This is a genomic window from Altererythrobacter aquiaggeris (genome assembly GCF_037154015.1).
GTDB lineage: Bacteria > Pseudomonadota > Alphaproteobacteria > Sphingomonadales > Sphingomonadaceae > Aestuarierythrobacter > Aestuarierythrobacter aquiaggeris.
The window spans coordinates 1,717,812-1,732,275 of sequence record NZ_JBANRL010000001.1; the positions used below are offsets into that span (position 1 = coordinate 1,717,812).

A 14,464-nucleotide genomic window follows, 5' to 3' on the forward strand; every position below is an offset into this window, starting at 1 on the left:
TTTTTCGGCCACCTTTTTGAGAGAAGCCGATAACGACGAATGGGGAGTATCATGGTGCCAGCAGAGCCGTCGGAGAAGCAGTCGTGAGCACGGTCAATGAGAACGGCAGCTGGGATATCCCGGAGCCCGATCATGCCGATCTGGTGCAAATGCGCATTCGCCTCATTACTCTCGAGAACATAGTTCTTGGCCTTTTGTCCGGGGCGAGCGATGAACAGATCGAACAGATTAGGAAACGTGCGGACATGATCGAACCGCGCCCCGATGCGAGCCGGCACCCGCTTACCGAACTGGCAGCAGGTGACATGCGGAAATTTCTCAAACGCGCTGCTCGCATGGCCGAGTCGGAGGGCCGCGAAAATCATGACTGATCCGGGCTTTGGGGCAGCGAAGGCGCTATGCAGGAAGTGGAAATCCGGCCGCTTGCTATTTGCTGGCGCAGATTTTTCGGGCGTACCTGCAACATGACCAGAACCCATTGGCTGATCCTTATTTGCGGGAGCCTGATCGCGTTCGTCTGGGAGATTTTCCAGATGCCATTCTTCGAACCGGGTGATCTCGAACCCTTCGAGCGGACCATTCGCTGCGGCATTGCAAGCCTGGGCGATGGCGTGATCCTGCTGACAGCTTATAGCCTTGCAGGATTACGTGGCGGGCACGCGTGGCTCTGGCAAGCCGCCAAAATGCCCTATGCGATCTATTTCGGCTTCGGGCTTGTCGTCGCGATCGCCGTCGAAATGATCGCCACATCGCTTCCGGCAAACAGTTTCCTGAGCTGGCGCTACAGCGAGTTGATGCCGCAAGAGCCAGTGACGGGACTGGCGCTGATCCCGATCGCGATGTGGACGATCGTGCCCGCGCTAACGATCCTTCTGGTCCGCTTTGCCCGAGCCGAACCTGATTAAACTGGGAGCGGCTTCAGGGGGCATTCGGCACATGTTTCGCCCGCCGCCTGATCCTGGGAAACCGGTTGGCAAGCAGGACAAAGCCCGAAACCGCGATGATTGTCCCGCCGATCCCGAACAGTAGCAGCCACCAGCTGTTGATGCGGTCGCGCTGCGTCCAGTCCATGATATGCAGCCCCCAGATAAAATCGAACAGACGCCAGGTGTCGCTGCGGGCAGCGAGCACCGAGCCGCTCGATGCATCGATGTAGACGCGGGTATTGTCCTCATCGCCATAGGTAATCTGCCACGCGGGGAACGGACCCCGGAATTCGGTCCCGACAGCACCTTCGATGAGGCGCGTGGTCGCTATGGTGGTTGGTGGCCCCGTCCAAGCATGGCGAGCGATGGCCTGTGCGCTCGCGCTCGAAAGAGGCGAAAGGAGAGCGCCGCTGTTCGGGTCGCGGAGCGTGACGCTTCCATCGTCCCGACGGATCTCGGTTACTGTCCTGCCGCCGACCGCGCGCGTCGCAAGGGAAACCACCCCCTCCCTGCTATCGAGCCACTCGGGCATGGCAGCATTAGCGGGCAGAACCTCCGGTGCGCGCGAAACGACATGTTCGGACCGGACCTCTTCGATGTCGAGGAACGACATCAGCGCCCCGGTGGCCATCCATAGAAGCACCTGGACGCCGACAAAGACTGCCAGCCATTTGTGAAGCTTGCTGCCCAGCACATGCAGACGCAGCTTGAAAGAGCGTGTCGCCAATCGGTGTTCCCCCGATCAAATCAGTTGTTACGCGGCGCTCGTGACGACGAATGGTACTGAACGATCTTCCAGCCATCCGCATCATGGGCAAGCACCGAGGTCGCAACGCCTTCGCGGTCGATCACGCGGCCGTCGGCCAGTTCGATCCGATAGGTGTACGATTCGCGGCCATACGCCATATGTCCCATCCGGGTGACTGCGAGCGTCGGTTCGCCGAAGGTGAAGCTGGTTATTGCATCGAGTTCCGGTCCCAGGTGATGCTCCATGTAATACGTGAAGCTGCCTTCCGCCTTGCCGTTTTCGTAAACGAAGGATTCCTCGGCAAACAGCGCGGCCATGGCCTCTGCATCGCGCGACGTCAGGGCATCCCGATATGATGTCAGAACCGCCTCGGCTTCCGCAACGTCATCATTCATCGCATCCATATGCTCGGCGTGGTTCATGCCCTGCTCCGTATGGTCCATCTGCGTCGAAGCCGTAGGGTCCGAGTGCGCGGAATGATCCATGGATTGTGCCAGGGCGGGAGTGCCGCCTGCAGCCAAGGCCAGGGCGACCGCGCTTAGAGATAGTCTTATCCTCATTGTATATTTCCTTCTCTTAAAACCAGAATCGCATGCCCACGACGTAATTCGTCACGCTAGGGTCTTCCCCTGCGGCGCGTGCAAAATCGGCACTCTGACCGATCCGCCACTCCTGGGAGACGCCGACATAGGGCGCGAATTCGCGTGCGAACTCGTAGCGAAGACGCAGACCTGCCTCGATCCGGTCGAGGCCAGCGCCAATGCCGAGTTCGGGAATATCCTGAGCCGAAAGAGCGATTTCGGCTCGCGGCTGGAGGATCAGCCGCTGCGTGATGCGCTGATCAAGCTCGCCCTCGAAGCGCGCGGTTACATCACCCTTGTTCGATACGAACGCTGCAACGTCGACCTCGAACTGGTAGGGAGCAATGCCCTGTATGCCAATGACAGCATGGGTGCGCTCGGGTCCTGTTAAATCCTGGCGCACACCTGTCTGTAGGTCGAAAAAGGGAGCGATCGCCCGGCTCCAGAGTGCCTGGACTTCGGCTCCCTCGACAGGCTCACCGAAGCTGCCTTCGCCCTCGGATTTGAACCAGAACTTGTCGATATCACCACCATAATAGCCCTGGATGTCCCAAAGATATCCATCCACTCCCTCGCGGGCGCGGTATTCGAGCCGGTCGCCCTGAAACCAGAAGCGCATCCCGCCGTCGGTCTCGCGGACAAGTTCGCGCCGCGCTTCGTTCATGGCTTCCTCGCCCCAGATCGCGACCGCCGCGCGCGCGGGACCGCTCCCGGCTTCGGGAGGAGGCGGCAGCAGCGGGATATCGTCGTTCGAGCCCATCTGCATCGCCGAATGGTCCATGCCCTGCATATCCTGCGATCCCGTCTGCCCATGGTTCATCTGGCTGTGATCCATCTGCCCATGGTCCATCGACGAGTTGCTGGCTTCCGCCTGACCCATGTCGCCTTGGTTCATCTGCGAATGATCCATCGCGCCTTCGGCAGGCGTGCCATGCGGCATCGAGCCATGATCCATTCCTTCATGACTCCCGGGTGTAGTCTCCGGACGGGCAGCGTCCATCGGCATTGCCATGCCCGAATGACCATCCTGAGCGGTCGTCGAACCATGAGACATAGTCGAATGGTCCATCGTCGAATGATCCATGGCAACTTCAGGCTGGGCCACTGGTTCGCAAGCTCCTTCGGCTACCGGGTGCCCCATCGCGCGATGGCGCTGGGCTTCTTCTTCGCACTTTGTCTTGGCGTCAGCCTGCGCCTCGGCGCTCTGCTGCGGCTCCGCCGGCGAATGACCGGCATGCTGCGCCGCAGCGGGGGAGGCGAGAACTGAGCCGACTGCGATCGATGCGAGCAGGCTGGTAATACGAATCTTCATGCTTCGCTCCCATCGGGATTGGCGACAGTGACGATCTGAAACATCCCGGCATGCATGTGGTAGAGAAGGTGGCAGTGGAAGGCCCAGTCGCCCGGCTCGTCCGCCGTCAGGTCGAACTGCGCGCTGCCGCCCGGCTGCACGTTAACCGTGTGCTTGAGCGGCTGACGATCGGCAGGTGCGCCGTTAACCAGTTCGAAGAAGTGCCCATGCAAGTGGATCGGGTGCGCCATCATCGTGTTGTTTATCAATTTGACACGCACGCGTTCGTTATAGGCAAAGCGGATCGGCTCGTCGGAGACGGCGGAGAACTTCTTGCCGTCGAACGACCACATATAGCGTTCCATGTTCCCGGTGAGATGGATTTCCATCCGCCGCGAGGGAGTCCGCCCCTCCTGATGAGGTGTCAGCGAGCGGAGCTTGCGATAGTCGAGGGTGCGGTGGGGGACATCGGCAAGGCCGATGCCGGGGTCGCCCATACGGTCGACCGGGTTCATCGAGACCATGTCGAGACCGGGCCCGACCTTCACGTCGGGAGGCAGGAGCGATGTATCGCGCATCTGCATACCTCCCGCCATGCCAGCCATTCCGGCCATCTCCGCCGAACCGCCATCCATACCGGACATCCCATCCGCGCCAGCCGCTCCGCTCGATCCGTGGTCCATTCCGGCCATACCGCCGGCGCCATGATCCATGCCGGTCATACCGGCATCGTTGCTGCCAGCCCCGTGGTCCATACCGCTCATGCCCATATCAGCCATGGTCAGAAGCGGGGGATCGCGCAGCGGCGGAATGGCCGCGCGCGCGCCAGGCGCGCTCGCAAGCGTTGCGATCCCCATTCCGGACCTATCCACCGACTCGGCCACCAATGTGTACGCCTGCTGCTCACCCGGCGTCACGACGACGTCGTAGGTCTCCGCGACGCCGATCTGGAACTCGTCCACTTCGACCGGCTCGACGTTCTGCCCGTCGGCTTGAACGACGGTCATCGGCAGGCCTGGAATGCGGATATTGAAGAAGGTCATGGCCCCGGCATTGATGAAGCGCAGCCGCACGCGCTCGCCCGGACGGAAGAGATATTCCAGATTGTCGAGCGGGCCATGACCGTTCAGCAGGTAAGTGTAGGCTGGGGCCGACACATCGCTAAGGTCGGTCGGCATCATACGCATTCTCGCCCACATCCGGCGATCCTCGCCCGAAAGCGGATAGTCGTCGGTCCAGGTATTCATGTTGTAGTTGAAGTAGCCTTCGCCCTTCTTGAGCTTGTCGAAAATCGTGTGGGGCGACATTTCGCTGAATTCGCTGAGCACCACGATATATTCGCGGTCCGCCTGGACCGGATCGGGTCCAGCCGGATCCACCACAATGGCGCCGTAATGCCCGGCCTGTTCCTGCAGGCCGCTATGCGAGTGCCACCAGTAGGTGCCCGACTGGCGCACCGGGAATTCAGCGGTGAAGGTCTCTCCGGGCTTGACGCCGGGGAAGCTTACACCTGGCACCCCGTCGAGTTCGAATGGCACGAGCAGCCCGTGCCAGTGGATCGAGGTGTCTTCCTCGAGCTGGTTATGGACGTTCAATCGGACGGTCGTGCCTTCCTTCAAACGCAACAACGGGCCGGGGATCGTGCCGTTGACGGCGATGGCGCCGCCGCGTCTGTTGCCGGTTGCAAAGGCAGACCGCGCGACAGTGAGGTCGATATTCGGCCCGGATACTTCATCCAGCCCTTTGCGGGCGTTTCCTGCAAGGATGTCCGCGCCGCGCGCCCAGGCCGGCATGGCACCGGAGAGACCAAGCAGGCCCAGCCCGCTAGCACTTGTTCCAAGGAATCTTCGGCGATTGAGGGCAGGCATAGGGGGCTCCTGAAAATGCGTATACCGTCACATACGCGGTCAGCTGCCCTACCCCTCAAACTTTTCGAACCGCTCCTTCAGCCGGTTGCGCGCACGATAGATGCGCGTCTCGACGGCTTTCTCGGTGGTGCCGAGCAGCTCGGCAGCCTCGGCCTGGCTGTACCCCTCGACAGTGACCAGCACGAGCGCCTCTTGTAGGCGCACCGGCAAGCGCCCGATTTCGGCCTGGACCAGCCGCAGCTGTTCGCGGGCTCCGGCAACATTTTCGGGATTAGGGGCATCGTCGGCAACGGCGTCGGCTTCCCGGCCGCTCGGCAAGCCAAGGAAGCCCGCAACTTTCCTCCGGCGAAGCTTGTCGCGGCACTTGTTGAGAACGATTGTCGTCAAATAGGGACCGATGGGCTTGCTCGGGTCGAGGCGATGCCGTGTCAGCCAGACCGAAGCGAGACCGTCCTGGACGACATCTTCGGCCAGCGATGGTGAACCCAGCATACGCGTGGCAAACGCGATCAACCGGGCGATCTCGCTCTCGACGAGAGCTGTGAACGCTGGCTTGTCACCCGCTATCGCCCGCCCGATCAGCGCTTCGTTCGAAGTGTCATCCACCGCTGCCAAGGCTGGTCAGTCACGCGGATCGCGCGTGAGGGCCGCGGACACTTTCCGGTCGAACTGGAGCTGCTGATCGGGATCGAGAATTTCCCGCATATCGAAGACGTGCCGCACGGTCGCTTTCTGCAATTCGCCCATGCGCGCATGCACCTCGTCGATCGCGGCACTGACTTCGGGCCCGTATTCGTGCTCGGTTTCCATTGCCTGGGCGAGCTGTGCGTTGGCTGCGCGCGCAGAGGCTTCGAGCCTTGCCTGTTCTACCGCGAAACGCGCTTCGAGCGCATCGAGCCGCTCCTCCTGGTCAGCCGTGAGCGAGAGTTCATCGTGCACGAACTGGTGCAGGCTGTCCTCGGCATCGTCGTTGGACCAGCGATCGGCGGCAAGCGCTCCGAGGCATCCGGCGAGCGCCGCCAGCAGAACCGCGAGGACAAGGTGAAACTTCTTCAACGCCTATGATCCCACATGAAGCAAAGCAGCGGGTGACAGGGATTCTCCGCCAACGAGGCTCTCGCCAACAATTTCTGTAGGAGCGCCATATTCGGAAGGCCATCCGCTGGTCCCTGCGCCAGCTGCCAGCCCGACGACAAACAGACCGGCGAACAAGGCCATTCTGCGTCGCTGATCGACAATTTCGCCAAGCTGTCCCGCGCGCTGCCAGACGCCGTTCATGAAGTCGGGCGGCACGTCGCCAGCCTTCTGCGAGGCCATGGTGCCGAGCATCGCATCGAGTGTCTGATTTTCACGCATCCCTTGCTCCTGTCGGTTGCACGGTTCCTATACGCGACACTTCGCGCAAACCCTCAAGTTTCTTTTTTGAGGGCTGCGGGTTGGCGACGCGTAAGAGGAGATATCTGTAGCAACAGCGGCAAGTACCAGCGTCGAATGGGAGCCATGGCATGAAAGATGCGGCAGTTCCGCCAAAAGAGCGCGAGTTCACTCCGCCCTTGGGCAAAAACTGGCTCACGCCGCTCTATGATCGCGCGATCGCAATCTTTACGCGCGAGAGCCGGTGGCGCCGCGCAATCGTCGAAGAGGCCGCATTGGTGCCCGGCGACAAGGTCATTGATGTCGGGTGCGGCACCGGGACCTTGCTCAAGGCGCTGATGGCCAGTTGTCCCGAAGCCGGCTTCATCGGCGTTGAGCCAGACCCCGCAGCGCTGGTTATCGCGCAGCGCAAATTCGGGGCCGGAGTCGATCTGGTCCGTTGGCACAACGGCTTTCTCGACAGTCTCGAGCTTTCCGGCGGCTGGCAACCAGATAAGATCGTCAGCAGCCTCGTCCTTCACCAGGTGCCCGTATCGCAAAAGCGCGCGATCCTCGAGCAGATCGAGAACCTGCTGGCCCCCGGGGGCATGGCGCTGATTGCCGACTATATGCGGCAAGATGCTCCACTCATGCGCGCGCTGTTCCGTTCGAGCGTTCAGCTTCTCGACGGCGTGAAGGACACCCAGCCGAGCGCCGACGGAGCCGTCGAGAAATTGCTCGCCGAGATTTTCGCGGACACCGAATTGCTCGATCGTATCCATACCGCGACCGGAACCATTTCTCTCTGGCGCGGCATCAAGAAAGGCAATGTTCAATGAACCTCATGAAAGACTCGAGACCGCTGCGCCGTTCGCTGGCGGCCTCGCTCCTCCTCGCCCTTGCAGCCTGCTCGAATGCAGCCCAGGCCGCGACCTACACCATGTACCGCGACGCAGGATGCGGCTGCTGTCTCAACTGGGCCGGTCACGTCGAACATGGGCTCGAAGCAGAGGTCGCCTCGGTCGACACCGACGACATGGCTGCGCTCAAGACAGCCAGGGGTGTGCCGCAGGATCTGTGGTCGTGTCACACGATGGAAGTCGATGGCTATATCATCGAAGGCCACGTGCCCGCCGGTGCGGTCGCGAAGCTATTGCGCGAACGGCCTGAGGGCGTTGCCGGTCTGGCCGTGCCCGGAATGCCGCTTGGCTCGCCCGGAATGGAAGTCGGGGACCAGGTGCAGCCTTATGACGTCATCGCCTTCGGTCCAGGCGGGCGGAGCGTGTTCGCATCCTACCCGTGACTATGGACGAGCCAGTTTCGTGCCAACTCTAAAGGAGGACCATCATGTCAGACTATTCGGTCAAAACTTCAATACTGATATGGGGCTGGACGCTCAGTCTCTTCCTGCTTTTCAGCTACCTAATCTGCATCGGTTTCGGCCTGCTCGCGCCCGAACAGGCGCACATGCACGATGCGTGGGCGCCGCTGCTTCCCGGTTTCGAATGGCTGACCCTCTCGGGCTTTTTGGCAGGCGCTCTCGGCAGCTTTCTGTACGGTTGGTACATCGCGGTCATTGGGGTGCCACTGCTGCGATTTTTCCGTAACCGGTTCAGGACGTAGTAAATCGGCGGCGATGGACGCGTGCCTTGATACTCGCCGAGCATTTTCAGCTGCGCAAGCAGTCCGCTTTGGGCCGCAATTTGCTCGAGCGCCCCGAGCAAAACGCAACCCTCCGGATTTGTCCTGAAATATTTTTGAGGGATGAGCCCCGGCTGAACGTACTGTCCGGCATGATCTTTCTTGAACGGGAGACCATCGACAGGGGAAAGTCTTGCAAGACCATGAGCACGAGAATCAAAGCGAGACAGCTGGCTCGATAACCCTGCTGGGCGGCGTGGCGATGGGAACCGGCGTCATGATCGGTGCCGGCATATTCGCGCTGACCGGGCAGATCGCCGAGCTTGCCGGTCCGCTCTTCCCCTTATCCTTCATCGCTGGCGCGCTGGTAACCTCGCTGGCGGCCTACAGCTATATCAAGATGTCGAACAAATGGCCGTCTTCGGGCGGCATCGCGATGATCTTGCAAAAAGCATACGGACCCGGCGTGATCGCCGCCTCTGCCTCGCTCCTGATGGCGCTCTCGATGGTCATCAATGAAAGCCTCGTGGCCCGCACCTTCGCGACTTATGCGCTGCGCCCGTTCGGCCTCGAAAGCAGCGGGTGGCTCGTTTCTCTCGCAGCGCTTGCCCTCATCATCTTCGCCTATCTCGTCAATGCAGCGGGCAACAAGTCGGTAAGCGGCTTCTCGCTCATCATGTCCGCCATCAAGATCGGCGGCATCGCGCTGTTCGCAGTCGCGGCGATCTGGGCCAGCGGTTTTTCATCAGGCGCGTTTTCGCAGCCCGTTTCGCTGACGAATGCAGAAGCCATGCTCGCCTCTGTTGCTTTCTCGATCCTCGCCTTCAAGGGCTTCACCACGATTACCAATAGCGGCGGCGAAATCATCGACCCGCACAAGAATGTCGGTCGGACCATCATGATCTCGATCGCGGTCTGCATCGTGATCTATCTGCTCGTCGCATTGGCGGTGGGTTCGAGCCTGAGCATATCCGAGATCGTCGAGGCGCGCGATTATTCGCTCGCGGCAGCGGCGCGTCCGGCGCTGGGTGAGCTGGGCTTCTATTTCACCGTCGCGATCGCGATCGCCGCCACGACTTCGGGCGTGATCGCGAGCGTATTTGCTGTGTCGCGCATGCTTGCGATGCTGACCGACATGAAGATGATCCCGCACAGCCATTTCGGCATGAGCGGCGGAATTCGCAGCCACATGCTGGTCTATACGGTGGTCATTGCCGGGACGCTTGCCGTCCTGTTCGATCTGTCGCGGATCGCCTCGCTGGGCGCCTTCTTCTACCTCGTCATGGATATGCTGGTGCATTGGGGCGTCCTGCGTCACCTGCGCAAGGAAGTCGGCGCGCGCGCAACAATACTTCTTACAGCACTCGCGGCAGATGGCGTGGTCCTTGCAGCCTTTGCCGCGGCCAAATTGCGCAGCGATCCTGCCGTTGTCGCCTATGCGGCGATCGGCATCGTCGCAGTCTTCATGGGAGAATGGATTTACCTTTCGGACAATTCCGAAGCGCCCGCTTCTCACAAAGATGATCGGTCAGAAGAGAAGAGTTGATGGCAACTTTTCGCTGGGCCTTGAGGCTCTTGCAGCGGGGTTTTTCGAAACCGTTCACCGAAAACCGGCGTTGAGCACGAGACACGTCAGGCAAAACAGATGGAGCGATTCATGACGACCCGAACAGCGGCGGTCTACCGCATGGTAATGGAGGACCATGTCTGTCCCTATGGCATCAAGACGGTCGATCTTCTCAAGCGGCAAGGTTTCGAGGTCGACGATCATCACCTGACCAGCAGGGAGGAAACCGACGCATTCAAGGACAAGCACAACGTCGAGACCACCCCGCAGACCTTTATCGAAGACAAGCGCATTGGCGGCTATGACGATGTCCGCGAGTTCTTCGGCAAGAGCCGTTCGCAGCCAGAGGAAGGCGAGACCAGCTATCAGCCGGTCTTTGCGATTTTCGCGGTCGCGCTTCTGCTCGCGCTCGGACTGAGCTGGGCTTTTTTTGATAACCTCTTCACTGTCCGGGCCGCCGAATGGTTCGTGAGCCTATCGATGACCCTGCTCGCCGTTCAGAAGCTTCAGGACGTGCGCAGTTTCTCGACGATGTTCCTCAACTACGACCTACTCGCACGGCGCTGGGTGCCCTATGGCTTCGTCTACCCGTTCGGCGAAGCCGCTGCCGGCATTCTCATGACCGCGGGCGCGCTGACTTGGCTTTCTGCTCCGTTGGCATTGTTCATCGGCACCGTCGGCGCTGTCAGCGTCTTCAAAGCGGTCTACATCGACAAGCGTGAGCTCAAATGCGCCTGCGTGGGCGGCAGCAGCAATGTGCCGCTCGGCTTCGTCTCGCTGACCGAAAATCTGTTCATGATCGGAATGGGTCTGTGGATGGGCGCGAAGCTTCTCGCATGATCACCGCGCTCCTTCTCGCCGTCCTTCTGTTCCTCTCGGCTGTCGCTTCGCACCTTGCCATTCTGGGTGTCGGTCACCGGCTTCTCGACCGGCGCCGCGATACGCTGGCAAAGCTTGCCGTTTCGCTGCTCGTGCTCGCGTCGCATTTTCTGGTCGCGATCCTTTTTGCAGCAGGTTTCTGGCTGGGCGCGCAATGGGGCCTGGGAGGTTTCGACAAGGCGCCTTCCATGGACTGGATGGACTACTTCTATTTCTCGCTCATCAACGTGACCACACTGGGCCTGGGCGACATTTATCCGACCGAGCACCTGAGAGTTCTGGCCGGCGTCGAGGCCCTCACCGGCTTCGCTCTCATCAGCTGCTCGGCGCAGCTATTCTGGACCATGATGCAAAAAGGAGAAAAAGCATGACTGAAAAGACGACCCACTCGGACAAGGGAGGGGGCGGCAGCTACTGGCGATTCATGGCCATGGTGTCGACCTCGACCGTGATCATGTTCTTCCTGATGTATGCCAACACCTTTACCGTCGATGATCTTTTCTGGAGCGAAACGCGCTTCTGGATGATGTTTGTCATGGGCGCGATGATGATGGTTGTCATGCTGCTCTTCATGTGGGGCATGTACAAGGACCGGACCAAGAACTTCATTATTCTGGGCGTCGGCGCCTTCGTGTTCGCCCTCGCGCTGTGGCTGGTGCGCAGCCAGACCACCGTCGACGATACCGAATATATGGCAGCGATGATCCCGCACCACTCGATCGCGATCATGACCAGCGAACGCGCGAGCCTGAAGGATCCTCGCGTGCGCGAACTCGCTCAGGCCATCATCGTCGCCCAGCGCCGCGAAATCGCCGAGATGAAATATCTCATCGACGATATCGAACAGAACGGTCCTCGGACCGAAGAACGCCTGCCCGAGGAGATGCAGCCATGAACAAGATAGCTTTCACGGCGCTCATCGCGCTACCGCTTGCCGCCTGCAATTCGAACACCGCTCCGGGCAACGACCGCGAAGCCCAGCTCGACCCGCCTGCCACTGCCGCGCCGATCGAGGATGCGGCCAGTGCACTGGCAAATGTTGACCCGGGCCTCATGCTTCCCGGGACCATGAATGACGCGGACCTTGCTGCTCTGGGCGCAGGACAGGCCTGCCAGTTCCGCCTGACCGAAGTGGCCTTTCCCTCATTTGTCTATGACGGTGACGGGAGCGGAGCGATCAAGATCAATGGCAAATTGATCCCCGTCGCTTCTGATGGTCCCGGTAGCTATTCGAATGGCGAGCTTCGGATCAAAACCCGTATGTTGGATGGTGAAGGCGATGCGGGCTTGCAAATGCAGGAGATGATCGTCGCAGCGCCAAGAGCCAAGGATGAATTCGGCTTTTGGGGCTATACCACCTGTCCGGCTGAAGGAGCCTGAAACTGGCAGGGCGCACGGGCGGGCCACCGGCTACCCCATGCGCCCGCGCCTCCTCCGTTCGTCGCCCCCGCCAGTTTTAACAGGAACAAGCAGATGACTGATACGAGGCCCATCGCTGTCTTCGGGGCGGGCGGGAAGACCGGCACCGAGCTATTGAGGCGTGCCCTTGCCTCGGACATACCGATCCGCGCCTTCGAACACACAGTGCCTGGATCAGACGAGCGGGTGGGCGACTTCGAATATATCGAATGCGATGTGCTGTCGGACGATTTCGCGGGCGATCTCGATGGCTGCCGCGCGGTTATCTCGACGCTCGGTGTCGCTTTCGGTCCGGGCAATGCGATGGATCCACCGCCGCTCTATACCGATGGCACGCGCAACCTGCTCGAGGCGATGGCACAGACGAAGATCGACCGCATTGCCGTGATCTCCGCTGCCTTCGTCGAACATCAGTCGAGCGTCCCGGCGTGGTTTGAACTCACCGCCAAGCCTGCATTGTTCAATATACTCGAGCAGATGCGCGCCATGGAAGCGATGCTCAGCGACGCCCAAGGCATCAAATGGACGGCCGCACGACCGGGCTGGCTGCTGGATGAGCCTTACACCGGCGATGCCGTCATTACGGACGAACGCTTGGCAGAAGGCTGTTTCCGCTGCCGTCATGCTGATCTCGCGGCGAGCCTGCTCGATTTCGTGTGCGAAGATACCTGGATCAACGCAAAGCCTGCCATCGGCAGGCCCGAAGCCGAACATTTCGAAAGTCCCGCCGCCATCAAGGCCGAACTCGGGATCGATTGAGCGCCGTATAATTTTGCGATTTGTGACAGGCCCGCACGTTGCAAGTTGTGAGCAACAGACAAGGAAATCGTATGTTTCTGGAGAAAATCAAAACCCCTGGCCTCTCGCACCTTTCCTATATCATCGGCTCGGGCGGACAGGCAGCGGTCATCGATCCGCGCCGGGACTGCGAGATCTATGTCGGAAAGGCGCGGGCCGAAGGACTGGAGATAACGCACATCTTCGAAACCCATCGCAATGAGGATCTGATCAGCGGCTCGCCGATCTTGGCCGATTTGACAGGAGCCAAGGTCTATCACGGGCCCAACGCGGCAGGCGAGATCGTTTTTGCCAATACCGCACGCGAGGGCGATTGTTTCGAGCTGGGTCAATTGCGGATCGAGGTGCTGGAAACACCTGGACACACCGACGATCATCTCGCTTTCATCATCCATGACGGCGAATATTCCGAGGGACCGGTCGGCGTCTTTACCGGCGATGCCCTGTTTGTCGGCGATGTCGGGCGCACCGATTTCTATCCCGAGCGCAAGGAAGAGGTCGCAGGCCTTCTGTTCGACTCACTGCAGAAACTTTGCGGCCTCGGCGATCAGGCGATTATCTACCCGGCGCATGGTGCGGGCTCGGTCTGCGGGTCGGGAATGGCGGATCGGGAATTCTCGACAATCGGCCACGAGCGACGCAACAACCCTCGCCTGCGCATCTCCGACCGCGACGAGTTCATCAAGGCGAAGGTGGCAGAACACCACCACCAACCTCCCTATTTCCGGCTGATGGAACGGCTTAACCTCGAAGGGGCCGATGCCGCGCCGCGGGTCATACGACCAAGGCGCTTAGGGCTGGGAGAGCTTGACGAGATCGAAGCCGATCACTTGGTCGATGTGCGCGAGCCGCTCGCCTACGCTGCCGGCCATCTGCCGGGTGCCATGTGCCTTCCGGTGGGAATGATACCGGCCTTTGCCGGATGGTTTCTCAGTGAAGGCGACAGGATCGCCCTCATCGCTTCCGAGGAAGACCAGCTAGCCCAGGCCATGGCCCATCTGGTGCGTATCGGTCTCGATAATGTTGTCGGCGGCTATGTCGGCGTGGTTCCAGCTGCCGCACAGGGCAAAGCGATGCGCAGCATTCCCATGATCGGCACAAAAGAAATCGCGCGCAGGCTCGATCAAGACAGCGGCGAGTGGACCTTGCTCGACGTGCGCGACGCGGACGAACGGCAAGTAGCAAGGATCGACGGGTCAGCACATATCTATGTCGGTGAGCTCAACACGCGGTGGGAAGATCTCGACCGCGACCGCCATTACACGCTGATGTGCGCGAGCGGTATGCGGGCGAGCGTTGCTGCGGGCTGGCTGGCAAGCCAGGGCTTCAAGCGCCTCGACATCTATCTCGGCTCCATGGGCGCTTGGAAAAAACGCGTATAGCTGAAGTTTGG

At 60.6% G+C, this 14,464-nt stretch carries 19 protein-coding genes; 12 read left to right on the plus strand and 7 right to left on the minus strand.

Annotated elements, in window-relative coordinates; genetic code table 11:
* Nucleotides 1–83 precede the first annotated feature (83 nt).
* Complete coding sequence (locus WFP06_RS08440) at nt 84–371, plus strand: hypothetical protein (RefSeq protein ID WP_007163866.1); 288 nt, start codon at nt 84–86, stop codon at nt 369–371.
* A gap of 93 nt (nt 372–464) precedes the next feature.
* Nucleotides 465–905, plus strand: coding sequence for a hypothetical protein (locus WFP06_RS08445; RefSeq protein ID WP_100261321.1), 441 nt, complete (start codon nt 465–467; stop codon nt 903–905).
* A gap of 13 nt (nt 906–918) precedes the next feature.
* Here the strand turns inward: WFP06_RS08445 and WFP06_RS08450 are convergent, their stop codons facing one another.
* From WFP06_RS08450 to WFP06_RS08480, 7 genes are all read right to left on the minus strand, one after another.
* Nucleotides 919–1,653, minus strand: coding sequence for a PepSY domain-containing protein (locus WFP06_RS08450; RefSeq protein WP_205763508.1), 735 nt, complete (start codon nt 1,651–1,653; stop codon nt 919–921).
* A 20-nt stretch (nt 1,654–1,673) separates the two neighbouring features.
* Nucleotides 1,674–2,159, minus strand: a complete 486-nt coding sequence (locus tag WFP06_RS08455) for a YybH family protein (protein ID WP_086438295.1) — start codon at nt 2,157–2,159, stop codon at nt 1,674–1,676.
* Between the two features lie 91 nt (nt 2,160–2,250).
* Nucleotides 2,251–3,567, minus strand: a complete 1,317-nt coding sequence (locus WFP06_RS08460) for a copper resistance protein B (protein ID WP_007163862.1) — start codon at nt 3,565–3,567, stop codon at nt 2,251–2,253.
* A complete protein-coding gene (locus WFP06_RS08465) occupies nt 3,564–5,414 on the minus strand; it encodes a copper resistance system multicopper oxidase (protein WP_138615247.1) in 1,851 nt (616 codons plus the stop codon). Before WFP06_RS08465 ends, WFP06_RS08460 begins: the two co-directional genes overlap by 4 nt.
* A gap of 48 nt (nt 5,415–5,462) precedes the next feature.
* Nucleotides 5,463–6,020, minus strand: coding sequence for an RNA polymerase sigma factor (locus WFP06_RS08470; protein ID WP_336987665.1), 558 nt, complete (start codon nt 6,018–6,020; stop codon nt 5,463–5,465).
* A 15-nt stretch (nt 6,021–6,035) separates the two neighbouring features.
* Nucleotides 6,036–6,470: a periplasmic heavy metal sensor gene (locus WFP06_RS08475; RefSeq protein ID WP_173214117.1), complete on the minus strand. Its 435-nt coding sequence runs from the start codon at nt 6,468–6,470 to the stop codon at nt 6,036–6,038.
* Between the two features lie 3 nt (nt 6,471–6,473).
* The gene (locus WFP06_RS08480) at nt 6,474–6,770 is read right to left on the minus strand and encodes a hypothetical protein (protein WP_173214115.1); all 297 of its coding nucleotides are present in this window, start codon (nt 6,768–6,770) and stop codon (nt 6,474–6,476) included.
* Nucleotides 6,771–6,919: 149 nt separating this feature from the next.
* Here WFP06_RS08480 and WFP06_RS08485 point away from each other — a divergent pair, with 149 nt between their 5' ends.
* From WFP06_RS08485 to WFP06_RS08530, 10 genes are all read left to right on the plus strand, one after another.
* Nucleotides 6,920–7,606: a class I SAM-dependent methyltransferase gene (locus WFP06_RS08485; protein ID WP_336986774.1), complete on the plus strand. Its 687-nt coding sequence runs from the start codon at nt 6,920–6,922 to the stop codon at nt 7,604–7,606.
* Nucleotides 7,603–8,070, plus strand: a complete 468-nt coding sequence (locus tag WFP06_RS08490) for a DUF411 domain-containing protein (protein WP_336986775.1) — start codon at nt 7,603–7,605, stop codon at nt 8,068–8,070. Before WFP06_RS08485 ends, WFP06_RS08490 begins: the two co-directional genes overlap by 4 nt.
* Before the next feature lie 44 nt (nt 8,071–8,114).
* Complete coding sequence (locus WFP06_RS08495) at nt 8,115–8,390, plus strand: hypothetical protein (protein ID WP_336986776.1); 276 nt, start codon at nt 8,115–8,117, stop codon at nt 8,388–8,390.
* 280 nt (nt 8,391–8,670) lie between these two features.
* Entirely contained in the window at nt 8,671–9,954 is a 1,284-nt protein-coding gene (locus WFP06_RS08500; RefSeq protein ID WP_419716244.1) for an APC family permease, read from the plus strand.
* A gap of 111 nt (nt 9,955–10,065) precedes the next feature.
* Complete coding sequence (locus WFP06_RS08505) at nt 10,066–10,815, plus strand: glutaredoxin family protein (protein WP_336986778.1); 750 nt, start codon at nt 10,066–10,068, stop codon at nt 10,813–10,815.
* Nucleotides 10,812–11,225: a potassium channel family protein gene (locus WFP06_RS08510; RefSeq protein ID WP_173214107.1), complete on the plus strand. Its 414-nt coding sequence runs from the start codon at nt 10,812–10,814 to the stop codon at nt 11,223–11,225. Before WFP06_RS08505 ends, WFP06_RS08510 begins: the two co-directional genes overlap by 4 nt.
* Nucleotides 11,222–11,749: a DUF305 domain-containing protein gene (locus WFP06_RS08515; RefSeq protein ID WP_010412760.1), complete on the plus strand. Its 528-nt coding sequence runs from the start codon at nt 11,222–11,224 to the stop codon at nt 11,747–11,749. Before WFP06_RS08510 ends, WFP06_RS08515 begins: the two co-directional genes overlap by 4 nt.
* Nucleotides 11,746–12,234 carry a DUF6692 family protein gene (locus WFP06_RS08520; RefSeq protein WP_173214105.1) on the plus strand — a complete coding sequence of 163 codons (489 nt, stop codon included), beginning with the start codon at nt 11,746–11,748 and terminating at the stop codon, nt 12,232–12,234. The genes WFP06_RS08515 and WFP06_RS08520 overlap by 4 nt, the downstream gene beginning before the upstream one ends.
* A gap of 93 nt (nt 12,235–12,327) precedes the next feature.
* Nucleotides 12,328–13,032 (plus strand): NAD(P)-dependent oxidoreductase, encoded by a 705-nt coding sequence (locus WFP06_RS08525; protein ID WP_173214103.1) that lies wholly within the window; start codon nt 12,328–12,330, stop codon nt 13,030–13,032.
* A gap of 71 nt (nt 13,033–13,103) precedes the next feature.
* Complete coding sequence (locus WFP06_RS08530) at nt 13,104–14,453, plus strand: MBL fold metallo-hydrolase (RefSeq protein ID WP_336986779.1); 1,350 nt, start codon at nt 13,104–13,106, stop codon at nt 14,451–14,453.
* Nucleotides 14,454–14,464: the final 11 nt, after the last annotated feature.